The organism is Paenarthrobacter sp. UW852, assembly GCF_024608385.1.
Lineage (GTDB): Bacteria > Actinomycetota > Actinomycetes > Actinomycetales > Micrococcaceae > Arthrobacter.
In genome coordinates this window covers 1-15,900 of record NZ_JAMSGY010000007.1, presented here as the reverse complement: position 1 = coordinate 15,900, position 15,900 = coordinate 1, and the positions used below count along the sequence as shown (strand labels likewise).

Here is a 15,900-nt window from a genome sequence, read left to right as displayed (position 1 = left end):
CATGAAAATCTATTCAGCAGACACTTGGACCCTTGAAGAACTCAAGGAACAGGTCTCCGACGCCGGCCGCCGCACCCTCCTGGTACCGCCCGCCAACACCAAGCAGTCAGTGTTGGAAGTCTTCGCCCAGGTCCTCGACTTCCCCGAGTTCTACGGCGTGAACCTGGACGCCTTGAACGACTCCCTGCACGACTACGCGGACGCCTTGTCAGAGGACGACGGCGGCCCGGTCACCATGATCTGGCAGGTCCCGGCGGCCTACCGAACGGACCGCTCCTTCGGCGTGGTCTGCGAGATCCTGCAGGACGCAGAGCGTTACGCGGGCCGGGACCTGGCAGTGATCGCGGTTTTCCAGAACTAGTCGCTCCGACGTCACAAGTGGTTCCCACCTGAGTTGTGGCAACCGCCGAAATATCCTAAGTGGTGCGAGCGGCCCAATCGTGACGCGAAAAATTGAATATTTCTTTGTTTGTTCCCTTTGTTTCAAAAGGTTGAAATTAAAAGTGTCGGGAGATACATTCTTGCAGAGGCAATTATGTGCCTCGTCACTTGCGAATTGGGGAACGCGCGGACGTAATTGCAAACCTCATGGCGCACGAGCTGAATGAGGATCAGTAAATATGAAAAAGCTCTCACGGGCGGCTGCTGTCGTCGCGCTTTCCACTGGGGCCCTTTTTGCCGCCGGCCAGTCGGCGAATGCCAGTATCTTTTACGATAATAATGATTACGGCGGCGCGACGTACGGAGCCGACAATTCGACCTGGATGGGGTCCTTTGACAATAAGGCGAGTTCAGTAAAAAACGTCGGCTACTACGTAACCTGGTGGCAAGACATTAACTACGGCGGAGCTGGCTTCGGCAGCTCCAACGACTATAGCGCCATGGGTTGGTACGTGCCCTTCCTGGGAACGTGGAATGACAACATCAGCAGCTTCCATCGGGGATAAGTCCAGCAGCACTCTGTCCGCTTAGCACAGAGTGAGCACCACCATGCTTTGACCTGCCGATCAAAGTATCTGCAGGTCAAAGTTGCTGTCTGAGAAGTGGCTAGGCGACTCAGTCGAGGCGCTCGAAGTGAGATTGGAAGCGGAAGTGCCGAGAAGAATTCCTGAACGAAGGACGCGCTGGGCTGTGCTTGTTTCGGTCTCGCTAGCCATGGCCGTAGCTTTGGCTATTTCATCCTGTTCTGGGGCCGCGGACAGTCCAATCACCCCAGACCCATCTGGAAAAGTGAATCTGGACTACGAGAATTCTCTGATTGTGTTTCCTGTCGATTCGTATGAAATCTCGGCTCGTGATCGCTCTCAAATTCTCCTCGCGCGGGAAGTCATTATGACTACGTGCATGAAGAAATTTGGCTTCATCGACGATCCGAACGCTGCTTATCCCAGGGCAGAGAACCGGAACTTTGGCGTGTGGAACGTTGATCGCGTGAGGCAGCACGGCTTCCGGCTTATTGGAGAAGACTCTCAATCGAACCGGAAGCACGATGAGGCGGGTGCGTGGGGCGACGCCAGATATGAGTGTCTCGCCAGTGAAAAGAGCAAGATCGATGAAATCACTCCACCGGACGATCTTATGAACGGGGGTACTGCAGCAGAAATTGCCTTGAAGAGCCTGAGCATGGCATCAGAAACCTCTGCCTGGAAAGCCGCCAAAGATAACTGGGACAATTGCATCTCAGCGGCCGGCTTGACGCCGGGACGGGACGCCGCCACCGCGATGTGGTCGAGCCAGCAGTCCTTTGACCTGCAGGTGAGGACAGATCAGCAAAACCCGTCGAAGGCGGACGCGGCTGAGGGCATCCGAATCGCCACGATTGAAGCCGAATGCAATCAGGAGGTACGGCTAACCCAAACGCTCGGCGATATTCAAGCAAGCTACCAGTTGCCGCTCATAAGGCAGAATGAGGCAGTTCTTATTGAGCTCAAGAAGAAGAGCCAGAAGTACGTGGATGCCGCTGAGAAGTTGTTGAAAGAGACGCAGTGAAGGATGCCCAGCCCAAGAGAGCGGCGGCAGCTGTTGGCTTGACTCGGCTCTCGCGACGGTGGCTGGTCGTCCTTTTGGCACTGACCGCAGTCATTTCGGCGGGGGTGGGCTTGCTGGCTGGGCGCGTCTTTGATCAATCAGATGTCATTCGGCCAGAGAACTCTATGGCCGAAGTCCCCGTCTATGCAAGGGTTGAAAACCGTATTGTCGACGATCGGCTAACGTTCGCCGGAGTTATCAAAGCCGGACCGGAAGTGCCGATCCTCATCGATCTAGAGGGACAAGAACCAATTGTCGTGCGTCAGACGCTTAAGGCGGGGGAAGCGTTAGAGTGGGGCGACCTTGCGGGGGTAGTTTCCGGCAAGCCCTATTTCGTTCTGCCGGGTCCGCTCCCGTTGTATGGGGATCTCTCTCAAGGCGATGAGGGAGATGACGTGTTGGCTCTGCAACGGGCGCTTACGCAAATGGGGTACGTCACCCGCGAAACTGGTCACTTGGACAGCGCAACCATAGCAGCAGCATCCTCTTTCTTTGCCAGCGAGGGTTTCACCTTGAACAGCGGCCGAGTGCCCGCCGAGAAGAGTCACCAAGTCGAACCAGGAGCTACACCGGAAAATCCGGCACCAGACGGCTCGAAAACTTTTACGGTGTCGATCCCGTTCAGGCAACTGCTGGCCCTCCCGTCGCTAGCGCGACCGTAATCTCCGCGCTGGAAATAGGGCAGAAAGTGACCGTCCAAAGCCCTCTGGCCACGTTTCAAACCGAAAACAACTTCGTCGAGTTCATTGCTGAGGGCCAGCAGGCGGAATCCCACAGGACTGGGCAGGATGTCACTATCAGGGTCGCGGAGAAGGAACTGACAGGACGGATCACAGCAGTAGGTCCATTTACGGATGCGGGTAATGGGCAACGTGTGGGATATCCCGTGACGGTAGAGGCCATAACTAAGGCAGATCTGGCCTTGTTGACCCCCAATTTAAGCGTCACTGTGGCAGGTAAGGGTAGTGCGGCACAGGCTCTCGCAGTGCCGTTATCCGGTATTCGACAGGATGCCGATGGGGCTTACGTTCTCAGAAGTTCGGGGGGCGATAGAAGTACAAAGGATCCCGCAGCACGCGTCCCCATCACGGTTCTTCGGTCAGGGGGAGGTTTCGCCGCGGTCACTGGTGATCTCAGCGAGGGGGACGAGGTCCAAATATCGTGACGACTTCGCGATCGGCGCTCCTCGCACATGGAGCGGGAGAAGCGGGATTCGATGAAACATTGGCCATCAGCTTGGCAGGAGTTTCGCGCACATATCCAGGCGGCGGGCCCCCGGCTCTATCTGACGTCTCACTGGCGATTCAGTCCGGTGAGTTCGTGTCCATTGTGGGTCCCTCAGGCTCGGGGAAATCGACGCTTTTGAACATCATGGGCTTATTGGACAGGCCCAGCTCCGGACGCCTCGTAATTCGTGGGCAGGCCGCCGGAGCCGCTTCAGAACGAAACCTCGACACGGTGCGCCTGGACTCCATCGGGTTTGTTTTCCAGTCGTCTAACGTCATCGGTGACCAAAGCGTGATAAGCAATGCCGCTATCGGGCTGCGGGTCCAGGGCGTGCCGATGGACGAACGAGCAGAGACTGCATTGGACGCGCTGGAGTTCGTGGGGCTGGAGCATAAGCGCATGGTGCAAGCTAAACTCCTGTCAGGCGGAGAACGGCAACGCCTTGCAATAGCAAGAGCAATCGCAACGCACCCGCAGATCATCCTTGCCGACGAGCCGACAGGCAATCTTGATTCCGACAACGGTCAACGGGTCATCGAATACCTTCGGAAGCTCAACTCCGAGGGTGTCACCGTAATTATCATCACCCATGATTTGAATGTGGCGAACCAAGCAAATCGCCGGATCGAGATCCAGGACGGTCGAATCACGAGTGACGCCGAAACCAATAATCATCCCAGGCCGCGACGTAAGGTCCCGGCCCACCCAGCGCCCTTCGTTATGTCAAGCCAGCAGTCATGGGCGTCACGCATCGCTCAGTCCCTTTTGGATGATTGGGGTGATGCGCTCACCGCGCTCTCCGCTCGTACCATCCGAACGACCCTCCTCATCCTTGCCTTTGCCATCGCCATTGGCGGGATGACTGGCGCCCTTGGTATCAGTTCAACCACTTCGAATGCCATTAACACTCGGCTGGCGATTGCGTCACAGGATACTCTGTCCATGACTGTCGGAGACGGACCTGTTGTGCTTCCGAGCGATTTCGATGAACTTCGTTCCGGGGTAGATCGCATTACCCGCGTTCCTCATGTAGTTGGCGCATCCTATGTTTACTCAGCGGTTCCGGCAGACGTACGTATTACACGGGTTGGACCTTCCGATCTGGAACCTGAAACGCCGTTGTCACTTCATTCCTCCTCGAAGAACTACTTCGATGACTTCGGTATACGGCTAATTCCCGACAACAGCCGGACTGCCCTCGACAACCCACGAGCTGGTCCTCTCGCAGTAGTCTCGACCAAGGCAGCAAAAGCGCTCGACATCCCGTATAGCAAGAAAACGGGTCCGGTTGAGGGGGCGAGCATATGGATCGATGACCGGCTCGTGCCCGTTATTGGTGTATTCGATCCCGGTCCAAATTTTCCTGAGTACGCCAACTCCGTCTTCGTAGACGCCAGCATAATGCGTGCCGTATCCAGGACCGACCTAAAAATTCAAGTTAGAACTGAAAAGGGCTTCTCGGCTGCGATCGCGCAAGTTGCACCGCTGGCGTACTCGCCGAGCGACCCCGGAAAGGCGCAGGTGGACGTCACCGCCGATATTCAGTCGATCAGGCAGGGTGTCTCAAATGACCTCGGGTCCCTCATTGCTTTGCTGTCGCTTGTCCTGATGCTCCTGGCCGTTATCACTGCGGCTTCCTCGATGTACCTGACGGTTCAGAACCGGTCGGCAGAGGTAGCCCTCCGACGAGCGATCGGCTCAAGTCGATGGCTGATTTGCCGGTCCTTCATTCTTGAGGGCTTCATCGTTGGAATAACAGCAGGTTTGCTTGGCGGCATCATCGGAACCATGACCACGCTCGGGGTCTCTTGGATCCAGTCCTGGCCGCCTGTGTTGCCGTCAGATCTCTGGCTCGTCGGAATCCTTCTAGGTACGGCCACCGGTATTGTGAGTGCCATATATCCTGCTGGGTCGCCAGCCGCAAGGATCCCGCTATTGCAATTCGGGGCTAGCAAGCCCACAGGCTTTGGGATCCGACTCAAACGTCGCTGGCCCGCTAATTCGTTGTTGGGCAACAACGGCAAAGCGGGCCAGCAACGGATCAGGACTACGCGTTCGCGATCAACCCCAGTTCAGCCTTGGAAGCCAACGCCGAGTGCTTCGGGAACACGCGGACGGTGTAGCCGAAGGAGCCGGAGCGGTTGATGACCAGGGAGCCGTTGAAGAGGTGGCGTCCGTTCCCGAGGTCCTCCACGGAGTCCAGCTCGGCCACCACCACATCCTCCAGCTCATCGGTCTCTTCGGCGCGGCCGAAGGCGACCTCCACGGAGACGTCGTCGGGTGTCAGGTTGTTGAGGGCCACGTAGGCGTTAACCTGCAGGGTGTCGCCCACCTGGGGTTCCTCGGAGACGCCAACGGAGTCCACGTGTTCCACTACGACTTCGGGCCACGCGCTCCGCACCTTCGACGTCCAGGCAGCGAGTTCCTTCGCTTCCTTGAACGATTCAGCCACGGCGCGGCGCCCCGAAACAGCGGCCGGGCAGTAGAGGTTGTTCACGTAGTCGTGCAGCATGCGTTCTGCCGAGACCGCCGGGCCGAGGTTGGCCAGGGTGTGCTTGATCATGGATACCCAGTGGGTGGGCACGGTCTCGGTGCTGGACTCGGACGGGCCTGCCGCACCGGCACCCTGGGCCACGGTTGTGCCGTAGAAGCGCGGCGCCACCTGGGTTTCAAGCAGCTCGTACAGTGCGGATGCCTCGATGTCGTCGCGCTCGTCGGCGGAGGCGTTGTTGTTGGCCGTGGGGATGGCCCAGCCGTTTTCGCCGTCGTACATTTCGTCCCACCAGCCGTCGAGGACGGACAGGTTGAGCGAGCCGTTGATCGCGGCCTTCATGCCGGACGTACCGCAGGCTTCGAGCGGGCGGAGCGGGTTGTTGAGCCAGACGTCGCAGCCCGGGAAGAGGGTCCGCGCCATGGCGATGTCGTAGTTGGGCAGGAACACGATCCTGTGCCGGACTGCGGGGTCGTCAGTGAAGCGGACCAGGTCCTGGATCATTTTCTTGCCGGCATCGTCCGCAGGGTGGGACTTCCCGGCGATGACCAATTGGATGGGGTGCTTGGGGTCCAGGAGCAGGGCCTTCAGGCGTGCGGGGTCGCGCAGCATGAGGGTGAGCCGCTTGTAGGTGGGGACGCGGCGGGCGAAGCCGATGGTGAGGACGTCGGGGTCCAGCACTGAATCGGTCCACCCAAGTTCGGCGTCCGCGGCGCCGCGCTTCTTCCACGACGCCCGGAGACGGCGTCGAACGTCGTCGATGAGCTGGGCGCGCAGGTCGCGGCGGAGCGCCCACACGTCCTCGTCGCTGACGTTGTAGGCCAGGTCCCAGCGTCCCAGCGCTTCCGCTTCGGCGCCGAACTGGTGCCGGGCCAGGGAAGAGATGCGCGGGTCCACCCAGGTGGGTACGTGGACGCCGTTGGTGACGGACGTGATGGGAATTTCGGAGTGGTCGAATCCCGGCCACAGCCCGGCGAACATTTCGCGCGAAACCACGCCGTGCAGTTTGGCGACGCCGTTGGCCCGCTGCGCGAGGCGCAGGCCCATGACGGCCATGTTGAAGACGGAGGGGTTGCCGCCTTCGTAGTTTTCCCGGCCGAGTTCCAGGATCCGGTCGGTGGGAACGGCTGGCGCCAGTCCGGCGTCGAAGAAGTGCTTGATCTGCACGGTTTCGAAGCGGTCGATGCCTGCAGGCACGGGGGTGTGCGTCGTGAAGACGGTGGAGGCGCGTCCTGCGGCCAGGGCTTCATCCCAGCTGAGGGGATCGGTGGCGTTGGACATGGCTTCCTGGATGCGTTCGATGCCCAGGAAACCTGCGTGGCCTTCGTTGGTGTGGAAAACCTCGGGCGCCGGCGTGCCGGTGAGCTCCTGGTAGACGCGAAGGGCCTTGACGCCGCCCATGCCCAGCAGCAGTTCCTGCTGGAGGCGGTGGTCGCCGCCGCCGCCGTAGAGGCGGTCGGTGATGCCACGGGCAGCTTCGTCGTTGGACGGAACGTTTGAGTCCAGCAACAGCAGTGGAACGCGTCCGACGTCGGCACGCCACACGTGCGCGTGGAGTTCACGGCCGTTGGGCAGCGGCAGGGAAATGTGGACTGGCTTGCCCGGGACGCCGTCCTTGCCGGGGTGGCGAAGCAGGGTCAGCGGCAGGCCGTCCGGGTCCAGGACGGGGTACGTTTCCTGCTGCCAGGCGTCGCGCGACAAGGACTGCTTGAAGTAGCCGGCCTGGTAGAGGAGGCCGACGCCGATCAGCGGCACGCCGAGGTCGGACGCGGCTTTGAGGTGGTCGCCTGCCAGGATGCCGAGGCCACCGGAGTACTGCGGCAGGACCTCGCTGATGCCGAATTCCGGGGAGAAGTAGGCGATGCAGGCGGGAGCGTCCTCTCCGAGGCCCTGGTACCAGCGCGGTTCGCTGAGGTACCGGTCCAGGTCCGCTGCTGCGTCCTGCACGCGGGACACTACGTCGCCGTTGTTGGCGAGGTCCTGCAGCTGTTCGCGGCTGATCGACCCCAGGAGGGCTATGGGGTCGTGTTGCGAGGCCTCCCAGAGAGCCGGGTTAAGGCTCGCAAAAAGTTCCCTGGTGGGCCTGTGCCAGGACCAGCGCAAGTTGGTCGCCAAGCGGGCCAGGGGCCTGATGGGCTCAGGGAGGACGGTGCGGACTGTAAACCTTCGAATTGCCTTCACGAGCGCCACACTAACGGACTGGCATGGCAGTCGGAACCGGATTGGGTTTCTTTTAGGTAAAAGTCATCTTGCGCAGAGGAGAAAGGTCGTTTGCTTAGCATTTCCCGATTTTTGTCGCTAACGTCGTGCTTGTGACGAATACCGTGCGAAACATCACCGCCCTGAAAACCAAGACGAAAACGGACATCACCGACGGACTTCGTTTCGGCCGGTTCCCCATCACGGCTGTTCAGCCGGTGGTGGAGGGTGGCCGTTTCCCGGCGAAGGCCCTGCCGGGGGAGGACCTCGTGGTGGGTGCCACGGTCTTCCGTGAAGGCCACGACCAGCTTGGTGTGTCCGCTGTGCTGCTCGACCCGAGAGGCAGGGAGCGCCAGCGTGTGCGCTTGAATCCCGCCCAGGGCGAACAATGGAAGGGCCTTGACCGCTGGGAGGGCCTCATCACCCCCGGTGGCACTGGCGCATGGTCATTCGTCATCGAGGCGTGGCACGACCGCTACGGAACGTGGCACCACAACGCAGAGGTCAAGATCGCCGCCGGCATCGACGTCGAGTTGATGCTCGCCGAGGGCGCAGCCCTCCTGGCCGAAGCAGCCGACGACGCCGGGCGCAGCGGGGCGGACAAGCGCACCCTTCGTGCCGCTTCTGTCGTGCTGGCCGACACCTCCAAGTCTGCCGAGGAGCGCCTTGCTGCCGGGTTCAGCGCCCAGGTGCTGGCCGCCGTCGAGCGCCTTCCGATCCGCGAATTGGTGACTGTTTCCGAACGCTTCCCCCTGCAGGTGGAGCGCGACCTTGCCGGTCGGGCCGCCTGGTACGAGTTCTTCCCCCGTTCCGAGGGCGCGGTTTTCGACCACAACACCGGGGTTTGGACGTCCGGCAATTTCCGTACGGCGGCGAAGCGGCTCGACGCCGTGGCGGAGATGGGATTCGATGTTATCTACATGCCGCCCATCCACCCGATCGGCTTCCAGCACCGAAAGGGACGCAACAACACCCTGACTCCGGGGCCCAACGACCCGGGTTCGCCGTGGGCCATTGGCTCCAAGGACGGTGGCCACGACGCCATCCACCCCGAGCTGGGGACGTTTGAGGATTTTGATGCTTTTGTTGCCCGCGCCAACGAGCTCGGGCTTGAGGTAGCGCTGGACCTCGCCTTGCAGGCAGCCCCTGACCACCCTTGGGTAACGTCGAACCCTGAATGGTTCACCACGCGTGTGGACGGTTCCATTGCATATGCGGAGAACCCGCCCAAGAAATACCAGGACATCTACCCGCTGAACTTTGACAATGATCCCGCGGGCCTGTCGAAGGAAATCCTGCGGATCGTGCTCTTGTGGATCAGCCACGGCGTGAAGGTCTTCCGCGTGGACAACCCGCACACCAAACCCGTCTGGTTCTGGGAGTGGCTGATCGGGAAGGTCAACAAGAAGCACCCCGACGTCGTTTTCCTCGCCGAAGCTTTCACCCGCCCGCCCATGATGCATGCCCTGGGCCGGGCCGGTTTCCAGCAGTCCTACACGTATTTCACGTGGCGCAACACCAAGACGGAGCTGGAAGAGTACTTCTACGAGGTCAGCCACGTCAGCCCGGCCTATTTCCGGCCCAACTTCTTCGTCAACACCCCTGACATCCTCACCGAGTACCTGCAGTACGGTGGTCCGGCGGCTTTCAAGATCCGCGCAGCCCTGGCTTCCACAGCCAGCCCGTTGTGGGGCGTGTACGCAGGCTACGAACTGTATGAGCATGTGGCACGCCCAGGCGCCGAGGAGTATATCGACAACGAAAAGTTCGAGATCAAGGCGCGGGACTGGGAGGGTGCGGCCGAGTCCGGGCGGACCCTTGCTCCGTACATCACGCGGCTCAACGCCATCCGCAAGGACCACGTGGCGTTGGGGGACCTGCAGAACCTGACGTTGCACCACAGCACGGACGACGCCACGATTGTCTACTCCAAGCACAAGACTCTTCCGGACGGCACCAAGGACACGTTGATCATCGTGGTCAACGTGGATCCGCACAGCGCCCGGGAGAGCACGGTGTCCCTGGACCTGGCAGCGTTGCAGCTGGACCCTGAGGACTTCAACGAGGACGGCCGCTTCCGCGTGGACGACCTGATCAGCGGACAGAGCTGGGAGTGGGGCGAGCACAACTACGTTCGCTTGGACGCCCATGTTGAACCCGCACACATCCTGAGCATCCGGAGGCAGCTTTAGTGAGTTTCTCTCCGCAAAACCCCAGCCAGTACTTCACTCCGAAGAACACCTTCGAGTTGAACGCCCCAGGTCTCCAGCACGATCCGAACTGGTACCGCAAGGCAGTCTTCTATGAGGTACTGGTGCGGGCCTTTGCGGATGCCAACGGGGACGGCTCGGGCGACTTCCATGGGCTGATCGAGAAGTTGGACTACCTGCAGTGGCTGGGCGTGGATTGCCTGTGGCTGCCGCCGTTCTTCCATTCCCCGTTGCGTGATGGCGGCTACGACATTGCGGACTACACCTCGGTGCTGGACGAGTTCGGGACCATCAGCGATTTCAAGCGGCTGGTGGCTGAGGCGCATGCCCGCGGCGTCCGGGTGATCATCGATCTTCCCCTGAACCACACCTCGGACCAGCACCCTTGGTTCCAGGAATCACGCAAGGACCCCACGGGCCCCTACGGGGATTTCTATGTGTGGAGTGACACGGACGAGAAGTACCAGGATGCCCGCATCATTTTCGTTGATACGGAAGAGTCGAACTGGACCTTCGACCCTATCCGCCGCCAGTTCTTCTGGCACCGGTTCTTCAGCCACCAACCCGACCTGAACTTCGAGAACCCCAAGGTCATCGAGGCCCTCTTCGACGTGGTCCGGTTCTGGCTGGACCAGGGCATCGACGGTTTCCGTGCCGATGCCATTCCGTACCTGTTCGAAGAAGAGGGCACCAACTGCGAGAACCTGCCGGCCACGCACGCCTTCCTGCAGGATCTTCGCCGGATGGTGGACGCGAACTACCCGGGCCGTGTGATCATCGCGGAGGCCAACCAGCCGCCGCATGAAGTGGTGGAGTATTTCGGCACCGAGGAAGCTCCTGAATGCCATATGGCCTTCCACTTCCCGATCATGCCCCGGCTGTATTACGCCCTGCGCGACCAGAAAGCCGCGCCGATCATCGAGACGTTGCGGGAGACCCCCGAGATCCCCAAGGGTGCCCAATGGGGCACATTCCTCAGGAACCACGACGAGCTCACCCTGGAGATGGTGCCGGCCGAGGAGCGTGCCGCGATGCTGGGGTGGTACGCCCCGGATCCGCGCATGCGGGCCAACATCGGTATCAGGCGCAGGCTGGCCCCGCTGCTGGATAATTCCCGCGCCGAGATCGAACTGATCAATGCGCTCTTGCTGTCCCTGCCTGGTAGTCCCTTCCTTTACTACGGGGATGAGATCGGCATGGGAGACAACATCTGGTTGGACGACCGCGACGCCGTCCGCACGCCCATGCAGTGGAACCCCGATCGGAATGCGGGCTTCTCCGGAGCGGATCCGGGAAAGCTGTACCTGCCGGTCATCCAGTCGCTGGTTTACAACTACAGCATGGCCAACGTTGAGGCGGAGGCGGCGCACTCCGGTTCGCTGCTGCGCTGGACGCGGCAGATCCTCAGCGTTCGAAAGAACCATCCGGTGTTCGGCTTGGGCGGTTTCCGCCACATTGAGGCCGACCACGAGGTAGTGCTGGCGTACGTGCGTGAGTTGCCGCCCGGTAATCCGGATGGGGAGGTCGCCGAAACCATACTGTGTGTGTTCAACCTTTCGCAGCACCCTGTGGCAGCTACCTTGGACCTTCCCGAGTTCGCGGGCCGCGGCCTGCGCGATATCTTCGGCGGCCAACCCTTCCCGGCTGTCGGCGAGAACGGCAACCTGACCGTGATGCTGGGCAGCCACAGCTTCTATTGGCTGCGGCTGCGCTCGGCATCTTCCAATCCATCGTCGCCTTTTACCCAGGCGATCCCCGTGGTGTCGACCAAAGGATGAGATGAGCAAGGGAACAAACAACCCCGCCATTGAAAGTCTTCTCCGGACCTGGCTCCCCACCAAGCGCTGGTTCCCGGTGAAGAGCCCCGATTTTGCCGTTGAGCAGGTGGGCGGTTTCAGACTCCCAGCCGCCGCCGATGATGCCGCGTTTGAGGTGGTGTTGTTGGCAGTCACCTACCGGACGGCCGACGGCGGTCCCCGGACGGACGTTGTCCAGGTGCCGTTGAGCTTCCGCAGCCAGCCGCTCGTGGACGCGCCCACAGCGCTTTTGGGTGAGTTCACTGATCCGGAACGAGGGCTTCAACTGGTGTACGACGCCGTGTACGACTCCGCGTTCGTTTCCGCTTGGCTGGACTTCATGCGCAGCGAGGCCTCCTTGGAGGACAGCCTGGCGCAGGGGCATCTCACCCACGGCAAGGTCACGCTCCCCAGGAATCCGGTTTCTGCGCGAGTCCTCTCCGGTGAGCAATCGAATACCTCGGTCATCATCGACGACGGCGACTCGGCCGCCATCCTCAAGGTTTTCCGCGTGCTGGCGGCCGGCAAGAACCCGGAAGTGGAGCTGGGCGCAGCACTGACGGCGGCCGGAACCAGCGAGGTTCCCGCGACGCTTGGTTGGATCACCGGCTCGTGGCACCAACCGGCGTCGAACGGTTCCGCAACCGCCACCGGTGAGCTGACAGTCGCCCACGAGTTCCTCCTGGGTGGGCAGGATGCGTGGCGCCTGGCCGTCGACGCCGCGGCGGCAGGGAAAGATTTCACCGCGGAAGCCCGCGGCTTGGGAGCGGCGACAGCCACAGTCCATGCCCGGCTGGCCGAAACGTTCGGCGTTCTGGACGGTCAGTCACAGGGCCCGGACATCATCGCCACTGTTGCCAGGCGGGTCCGTCAGTCCTGGGCAGAGGCCGCCTCCGCCGTCGGGCCTTATGACGCGAATGTTCAGGAACTGCTGGACACTTTGAACCCGCGCGACGTCGGGCAGTTGCAACGCGTGCATGGCGATCTTCACCTTGGGCAGATCCTTTGGGTCCCGGGCGCTGAAGACCGCGCAGGGCGTTGGGCCATCCTGGACTTCGAAGGGGAACCGCTGCGCACCATTGACGAACGCAATATGCCCGACCTTCCCCTGCGGGACGTGTCGGGAATGCTGCGGTCCTTCGACTACGCCGCAGGCGCCGCCACGCGCGAGAACGCCGACGCCTCGGTGCCCGAAACCTGGGTGGATGACTGCGCTGCCGCCTTCCTTGAGGGGTACAGCGACGTCACCCCCGGAACCATAGACCGCCGCTCGCCGCTCTTTGTGGCATTGTGGCTGGACAAGGCCTTATACGAGGTGGTCTACGAGCTGCGAAACCGGCCCGACTGGCTGTCGATCCCGGTCAACGCATCGCGACGAATCCTCGACAACACAAGCCGCGGCAAGCATGCGGCAGCTACAGCGGAAGGTAATGACATGACTGGCTCTGCACGTACCGAACGGCCCCGAGTCCCACTGCACGTGGATTCCGAGACCTTGGAACGCGTGGCAGCGGGGGCTTACCACGCACCGCACTCCGTGCTCGGCGCCCATCTGGATGATCACGGCCACGTCACCATCCGGACCGTGAAGCACTTGGCCAAGTCCGTTGCGGTAGTGACCGAAGCCGGACGCACGGACATGACGCACGAGGCACACGGGGTCTGGGCTGCCGTCCTGGAACCGCTGCAGCCCGGCCACGTGCCGGACTACCGTTTGGAAGTGGCGTACGACGCCGAGACAGTCACCGTTGATGACCCGTACCACTACTTGCCCACGGTGGGCGAGGTAGACCTGCACTTGATCGGCGAAGGCCGGCACGAGCGGCTGTGGGACGTCCTTGGTGCCCATGTCCAGCACTACCGGTCCTCGCTGAGCGAAGTGGACGGGGTCTCCTTCGCGGTTTGGGCTCCAAACGCGCAGGCTGTCCGGGTCAAGGGTGACTTCAACGGCTGGGACGGCCGCTCTCACGGCATGCGTTCCCTGGGCTCCTCGGGCGTATGGGAACTCTTCATTCCCGGTGTTGTAGCAGGGGCGTGCTACAAATACGAGATCCTGACCAAAGAAGGGCAGTGGGTGGAGAAAGCGGACCCCCTGGCCTTCGGGACAGAAGTTCCGCCGCTGACTGCCTCGCGGGTGGTTGATCCGAGCTACCGCTTCAAGGATGAAGAGTGGATGGCTGCCCGTGCACAAAGGGATCCCCACAATTCGCCGATGAGCGTCTACGAAGTCCACCTGGGCTCCTGGCGATTGGGCCTTGGCTACAAGGAACTGGCCAAGGAACTCGTCGACTATGTGAAGTGGCTTGGCTTCTCCCACGTGGAGTTCATGCCCGTCGCCGAGCACCCTTTCGGTGGCTCGTGGGGCTATCAGGTGACGTCCTATTTTGCGCCGACTTCCCGGTTCGGGCACCCGGACGAGTTCCGGTTCCTCGTGGATTCCCTGCACCAGGCAGGCATCGGCGTGCTCCTGGACTGGGTCCCGGCGCACTTCCCCAAGGACGCCTGGGCTTTGGCCAAGTTCGACGGCCAGCCCCTGTATGAGCACTCCGATCCCGCCCTCGGTGAGCACCCGGACTGGGGAACACTGATCTTTGACTTCGGGCGCAGCGAGGTCCGGAACTTCCTGGTGGCCAACGCGCTGTACTGGCTGGAGGAGTTCCACATCGACGGCCTGCGCGTGGACGCGGTGGCATCCATGATCTACCTGGATTACTCCCGCGAAGAAGGACAGTGGCGCCCCAACAAGTTCGGCGGCCGCGAAAACCTCGAGGCCATCTCCTTCATGCAGGAAGTCAACGCCACGGTCTACAAGTCCCACCCGGGAGCCATCATCATCGCCGAGGAGTCCACGGCATTCCCCGGCGTGACGGCACCGACCAACCACGGCGGGCTTGGTTTTGGGCTCAAATGGAACATGGGCTGGATGCACGATTCGCTGAAGTACATCTCCGAAGACCCCATCAACCGCAAGTGGCACCATGGCACCATCACGTTCTCCCTGGTCTATGCGTTCACGGAAAACTTCCTGCTGCCCATCAGCCACGATGAAGTTGTTCACGGCAAGGGCTCCATGCTGCGGAAGATGCCGGGTGACCGCTGGCAGCAACTGGCCAACCTCCGTGCCTTCTTTGCCTACCAGTGGGCCCACCCCGGCAAGCAGCTCATCTTCATGGGTACCGAGTTCGGGCAGGAAGCCGAATGGTCCGAGCAGTACGGCTTGGACTGGTTCCTTGCAGATATCCCGGCGCACCGCGGGCTGCAGCTCCTGGTCAAGGACCTCAACGGGCTCTACACGTCCACGCCGGCCCTGTACCAACGCGACAACGAAGCCGGCGGTTTCCAGTGGATCAACGGCGGGGACGCGGACCACAACGTCCTCACCTTCATCCGGTGGGACCATGAAGGCAAGCCGCTCGTCTGTGCCATCAACTTCTCCGGCGGCCCGCACAAGGACTACATCCTGGGTGTACCTGGAGCAGGGGAGTGGGTGGAGGTGCTGAACACCGACGCCGAAACGTATGGCGGCTCGGGTGTCGTCAACGCCGGCACCTTGAAGGCCAGCGCGCCGGGAACCGATGGACAGCCGGCCGCGCTCACCGTCACGCTTCCGCCGCTTGGGGCCTCGTGGTTCGCGCCCTCCGAATAGACCCACGCTCTCTCACGTAATCACCCCTTCCGGCCGACGCTCTCTCACGTAATCCCCCCTTCCAGGCAACGCTCCTCCACTGTGGTGGGGGAGCGTTGTTGTTAGGCAAGCCCGTCCTGAGACAGGGGCTTTGCCAAGCCGGCAGAGTGTGTGTATAGTTAGTACCCGCGCTGCTCCCCAGTGGAGGAAGGCGAAACCGACATGAATCCTCAAGGAAAATCAAGTCAACTTCGCCGATTTGACCCGAAGGCGGGCAGCGGGTAAGTTTGAAAAGTTGCTCCGGAGCGATCCTGGACCCTTGTG

At 61.5% G+C, this 15,900-nt stretch carries 9 protein-coding genes; 8 read left to right on the top strand and 1 reads right to left on the bottom strand.

Annotation, left to right across the window (positions count from 1 at the left end; translation table 11 throughout):
- Position 1: 1 nt before the first annotated feature.
- The 5 genes from NEK97_RS13175 (at position 2) to NEK97_RS13155 (ending at position 5,400) form a co-directional block, all read left to right on the top strand.
- Complete coding sequence (locus NEK97_RS13175) at positions 2 to 361, top strand: barstar family protein (protein WP_257370345.1); 360 nt, start codon at positions 2 to 4, stop codon at positions 359 to 361.
- A gap of 259 nt (positions 362 to 620) precedes the next feature.
- The gene (locus tag NEK97_RS13170) at positions 621 to 947 is read left to right on the top strand and encodes a peptidase inhibitor family I36 protein (protein ID WP_257370344.1); all 327 of its coding nucleotides are present in this window, start codon (positions 621 to 623) and stop codon (positions 945 to 947) included.
- 184 nt (positions 948 to 1,131) lie between these two features.
- Positions 1,132 to 1,989 (top strand): hypothetical protein, encoded by an 858-nt coding sequence (locus NEK97_RS13165; RefSeq protein WP_257370343.1) that lies wholly within the window; start codon positions 1,132 to 1,134, stop codon positions 1,987 to 1,989.
- Entirely contained in the window at positions 1,986 to 2,690 is a 705-nt protein-coding gene (locus tag NEK97_RS13160) for a peptidoglycan-binding protein (protein WP_257370342.1), read from the top strand. Before NEK97_RS13165 ends, NEK97_RS13160 begins: the two co-directional genes overlap by 4 nt.
- 499 nt (positions 2,691 to 3,189) lie before the next feature.
- Positions 3,190 to 5,400: an ABC transporter ATP-binding protein/permease gene (locus NEK97_RS13155; RefSeq protein WP_257370341.1), complete on the top strand. Its 2,211-nt coding sequence runs from the start codon at positions 3,190 to 3,192 to the stop codon at positions 5,398 to 5,400.
- On the opposite strand, the gene glgP is transcribed toward NEK97_RS13155, so the two are convergent.
- A complete protein-coding gene (gene glgP / locus NEK97_RS13150; RefSeq protein WP_257370340.1) occupies positions 5,303 to 7,927 on the bottom strand; it encodes an alpha-glucan family phosphorylase in 2,625 nt (874 codons plus the stop codon). The two genes, NEK97_RS13155 and glgP, sit on opposite strands and share 98 nt — an antisense overlap.
- 125 nt (positions 7,928 to 8,052) lie before the next feature.
- On the opposite strand from glgP, the gene NEK97_RS13145 reads away from it, so the two are divergent.
- From NEK97_RS13145 to NEK97_RS13135, 3 genes are read left to right on the top strand one after another with little or no spacing between them, the layout of a single operon-like run.
- The gene (locus NEK97_RS13145; protein WP_308292484.1) at positions 8,053 to 10,137 is read left to right on the top strand and encodes an alpha-1,4-glucan--maltose-1-phosphate maltosyltransferase; all 2,085 of its coding nucleotides are present in this window, start codon (positions 8,053 to 8,055) and stop codon (positions 10,135 to 10,137) included.
- The gene (treS, locus tag NEK97_RS13140; protein WP_257370339.1) at positions 10,137 to 11,933 is read left to right on the top strand and encodes a maltose alpha-D-glucosyltransferase; all 1,797 of its coding nucleotides are present in this window, start codon (positions 10,137 to 10,139) and stop codon (positions 11,931 to 11,933) included. The genes NEK97_RS13145 and treS overlap by 1 nt, the downstream gene beginning before the upstream one ends.
- Before the next feature lies 1 nt (position 11,934).
- On the top strand, positions 11,935 to 15,597 hold the full coding sequence (locus NEK97_RS13135; protein WP_257370338.1) for a 1,4-alpha-glucan branching enzyme: 3,663 nt from the start codon (positions 11,935 to 11,937) through the stop codon (positions 15,595 to 15,597).
- Positions 15,598 to 15,900 lie beyond the last annotated feature (303 nt).

Excerpts from the sequence above, each read along its gene's own strand:
- NEK97_RS13135 (WP_257370338.1), top strand. The coding sequence starts at position 11,935 with ATGAGCAAGGGAACAAACAACCCCGCCATTGAAAGTCTTCTCCGGACC.
- NEK97_RS13175 (WP_257370345.1), top strand. The coding sequence starts at position 2 with ATGAAAATCTATTCAGCAGACACTTGGACCCTTGAAGAACTCAAGGAA.
- NEK97_RS13170 (WP_257370344.1), top strand. The coding sequence starts at position 621 with ATGAAAAAGCTCTCACGGGCGGCTGCTGTCGTCGCGCTTTCCACTGGG.